This is a genomic window from Streptomyces sparsus (assembly GCF_054776295.1).
This window is the reverse complement of record NZ_BAAHCA010000436.1, coordinates 1-4040: the sequence shown is the minus strand read 5'-3', so window position 1 is coordinate 4040 and position 4040 is coordinate 1. Positions and strand designations below refer to the sequence as shown.

Annotated in this window: 3 protein-coding genes; 1 reads left to right on the top strand and 2 read right to left on the bottom strand. The window is 71.3% G+C overall.

Translation table 11 applies throughout. The features are described 5' to 3' along the window. Positions 1-207: 207 nt before the first annotated feature. The gene (locus tag ACYVE9_RS17990; RefSeq protein ID WP_461028902.1) at positions 208-822 is read right to left on the bottom strand and encodes a hypothetical protein; all 615 of its coding nucleotides are present in this window, start codon (positions 820-822) and stop codon (positions 208-210) included. A 95-nt stretch (positions 823-917) separates the two neighbouring features. Then, on the bottom strand, positions 918-2375 hold the full coding sequence (gene ahcY / locus ACYVE9_RS17985; RefSeq protein WP_461028901.1) for an adenosylhomocysteinase: 1458 nt from the start codon (positions 2373-2375) through the stop codon (positions 918-920). A gap of 341 nt (positions 2376-2716) precedes the next feature. Here ahcY and ACYVE9_RS17980 point away from each other — a divergent pair. Then, a partial coding sequence (locus ACYVE9_RS17980) for a PTS fructose transporter subunit IIC (RefSeq protein WP_461028900.1) occupies positions 2717-4040 on the top strand: 1324 nt, incomplete at its 3' end.

Sequence of the window (4040 nt, the reverse complement as noted above, 5' to 3'; positions counted from 1 at the left end):
CACGTCGCCCGGTCAGCCGGAGGGCGCGCCGCGTTCACCGGGCGGGTTCGCACCGCCGTCCTGAGGCGGCCCCGGCGGGGCGGGGCGAGGCCCACCAGCAACCGGCAGCCCGAACGCCTAACAGCCCGAGCACCTGGGTGCCCGGACGCTACGGCCGCGAGGGCCCGCAGCCCCGCCCACCCGCGCGGCCGTACATGGGCCCCCGGGTCAGGGAAAGGTCGTCGGCGGTGACTCCAGGTCCTCCAACTCGATGCCGGGGGCGGCGAGCACCACGTCGCCGGCCAGGTGCACCGAGTGCTGTTCACCGGTCTGGATGTCGCTGAGCCGGTAGTGGTCCACGGTGAGCGGGCCGCTGTCGGTGGCGTGGCTCTCCCGGCCCAGCAGTTCCCAGGCCTGGTCGAGGGTGCGCGGGGCCAGCACCGGATCGGTCAGGGCGACCATCCGCACGCGGACGGCCGGGTCGCCGTGGGCGGGCCGCAGCAGGCGGGTGGCGGCGACGAGGAAGGCGGGGGACGTGCCGGTGAAGGTGTGCGCGGGCACGTTGGCCTCCTGGGCGTGCACGCCGGCGGGGTCGGTACGCACCCAGGTCACCCCGTCCAGGGCGGCGCCGCGCACCTGCCAGCCGGAGGCGCGCAGTTCGAGCCGGAGCGGGCGGCCGAGTTCGTCGAGGGTGAGGTCCACCGAGCCGGAGTCGGCGCCACGGGTGTCGGTGGTGCGGGACACGTAGCGCCAGCCGGAGGGGCCCGCGGCGCACTGGAAGTGCTCCTCGCCGAGCGGGGTGTGGTCGTGCGGGTCGTGCAGTGAGTAGCGGCCGCGGGGCATGTGCGTCCTCGGGTACGGCGGGGCCCCCGCCCGGATTCCGGGCGGGGGCCGAACGCGCCTCGTGCGGGTGTCTCGGACCGGTGGTGGCCGGTCGGTCAGTAGCGGTAGTGGTCGGGCTTGTAGGGGCCCTCGACGGGGACGCCGATGTAGGAGGCCTGCTCGGGCCGCAGTTCGGTGAGGCGCGCGCCGAGGGCGTCGAGGTGCAGTCGGGCGACCTTCTCGTCGAGGTGCTTGGGCAGCACGTAGACGTCGGTCGGGTACTGCTCGGGCTTGGTGAACAGCTCGATCTGCGCGATGGTCTGGTTCGCGAACGAGTTGGACATCACGAACGAGGGGTGGCCGGTGGCGTTGCCCAGGTTCAGCAGGCGCCCCTCGGACAGCACGATCAGCACGCGGCCGTCGGGCTTGGTCCAGGTGTGGACCTGCGGCTTGACCTCGTCCTTGACGATGCCCGGCACCGCGGCGAGGCCGGCCATGTCGATCTCGTTGTCGAAGTGGCCGATGTTGCCCACGATGGCCTGGTGCTTCATGCGCAGCATGTCCGCGGCCATGATGATGTCGCGGTTGCCGGTGGTGGTGATGAAGATGTCGGCCGTCTCGACGACGTCCTCCAGGCGGGCGACCTGGTAGCCGTCCATCGCGGCCTGGAGGGCGCAGATCGGGTCGATCTCGGTGATGATGACGCGGGCGCCCTGGCCGCGCAGCGACTCGGCGCAGCCCTTGCCGACGTCCCCGTAGCCGCAGACCACGGCGACCTTGCCGCCGATGAGCACGTCGGTGGCGCGGTTGATGCCGTCGATAAGGGAGTGGCGGCAGCCGTACTTGTTGTCGAACTTCGACTTGGTGACGGCGTCGTTCACGTTGATGGCGGGGAAGAGCAGCGAGCCCTCCTGCATCATCTCGTACAGCCGGTGCACGCCGGTGGTGGTCTCCTCCGTCACGCCGCGGATCTCGGAGGACAGCCGGGTCCACTTCTGCGGGCTCTCGGCGAGGGTGCGGTTGAGCAGTTCCAGGATGACGCGGTGCTCGTCGCTGTCCGCGGTGTCCGGGGACGGGGCCTTGCCGGCCTTCTCGTACTCGACGCCCTTGTGGACGAGCAGGGTGGCGTCGCCGCCGTCGTCCAGGATCATGTTGGGGCCGCCGGTCGGGGAGTCCGGCCAGGTCAGCGCCTGCTCGGTGCACCACCAGTACTCTTCGAGCGTCTCGCCCTTCCAGGCGTAGACCGGGACGCCGGCGGGCTCCTGCTCGGTGCCCTCGGGGCCGACCGCGACGGCCGCGGCGGCGTGGTCCTGGGTGGAGTAGATGTTGCAGGAGGCCCAGCGCACCTGTGCGCCCAGGGCGACCAGGGTCTCGATGAGCACCGCGGTCTGCACGGTCATGTGCAGGGAACCCGTCACGCGGGCGCCGGCGAGCGGCTGGGACTCGGCGTACTCGGCGCGGATCGCCATCAGGCCGGGCATCTCGTGCTCGGCGAGCGTGATCTCCTTGCGGCCGTAGGCGGCCAGCGAGAGGTCCGCGACCTTGAAGTCCTGGGTGGTTTCCGGGGTCGTCATTCGTGCTGCTCCTCGGTTGGGTCGAGGGTGAACGGCTGGGCTGGGCTGCGGCAGCGGGCAGGCGCGGACGGCGCGGCAGCGGCGACCCGCCCCGCACAGCCTACGGACACACCGGTGCCCCGGCCGCAGCGCAGTCCGTCGGAGGCCCTCTCTCCCTCGGTTGTCCCGCTCGGCGGGACGCCCGACCGCCATCAGCAGCGACGTCTGTGCCTTCCGAATCTACACCGTGGCCGGTGTCCGCCGGATTGCCCGGTGAGACAGGAGGTGGCAAGAATGGGGCTGTTTTCGGCCAGCGTCCGAGGCGGGAAACCGAACGCAACAGGACAAGCGAGGAGTTATCCATGTCCAACTCCGCCGAGCCCGCCGCCGAGGCGGGCACAGGCGCCGAGCGGGAACCGCGGCTGCTCGCGGTGACCGCGTGCCCGACCGGGATCGCGCACACGTACATGGCCGCCGAGAAGCTGGCTCAGGCCGCCGAGGCCGCCGGGGTGCGCATCAAGGTGGAGACCCAGGGCTCGATCGGCGTCGAGAACGTTCTTTCTGACAACGATGTCAGGGAGGCGGACGGCGTGATCGTCGCCGCCGACACCGAGGTGGACCTGAGTCGCTTCGCCGGCAAGCGGGTTCTCTCGGTGGGTGTCTCGGAGGGCATCAGCCATCCCGAGCAGCTGATCGAGCGGGTACGCAGCGCGCCGGTGCACAGCGCGGGCGGCTCCGGCGCGGGTTCGGGCGCCGGGTCGGGTGCGGCAGGTGCGGCGGCCGGCGGCCGGGAGCGCGGCCCGACGTACAAGGCCCTGATGAACGGCGTCTCGTACATGATCCCGTTCGTGGTGGTCGGCGGCCTGCTGATCGCGGTGTCGCTGGCGCTGGGCGGCGAGGCCCGGCCGGACGGCGGTCTGGTCATTCCCGACGGCTCGTACTGGCAGCACGTCAACGACATCGGGGTGATCGGCTTCCAGCTGATGGTGCCGATCCTGTCCGGATACATCGCCTACGCGATCGGCGACCGGCCGGCGCTGGTGCCCGGAATGATCTCCGGGTGGATCGTCAACGACGGTTCGCTGTACGACTCCGAGGCGGGCGCCGGGTTCATCGGTGCCATCGTCACCGGCTTCCTGGCCGGCTACCTGGTGCGGTGGATCAAGAAGGCCAAGGTGCCCTCGTTCGTCCAGCCGATCATGCCGATCATCGTGATCCCGATCGTCTCGACGCTGGCGCTGGGCCTCTTCGTCATCTCCGTGATCGGCCGGCCGATCGCGTGGGTCTTCGAGAACCTGACGGACTGGCTCTCCGGCATGACGGGCACCCACGCGATCTGGCTGGGCGCGCTGCTCGGGCTGATGATCGCGTTCGACATGGGCGGCCCGGTCAACAAGACCGCGTTCCTCTTCGGCGCCGGGCTGATCGCGTCCGGCAACCTGGCCGTGATGGGCATGTGCGCCGCGGCGATCCCGGTGATGCCGCTCGGCCAGGGACTGGCCACCGTGCTGCGCCGCAAGCTCTACAACCAGCAGGAGCGGGAAACCGGCGTGGCCGCGCTCTTCATGGGCTTCTTCGGCATCTCCGAAGGTGCGATCCCGTTCGCCGCGGCCCGGCCCGCGCAGGTCATCCCGGCGAACATGCTCGGCGGCGCGGTGGCCGGCGCGCTGGCCGGGGTCGCGGGGG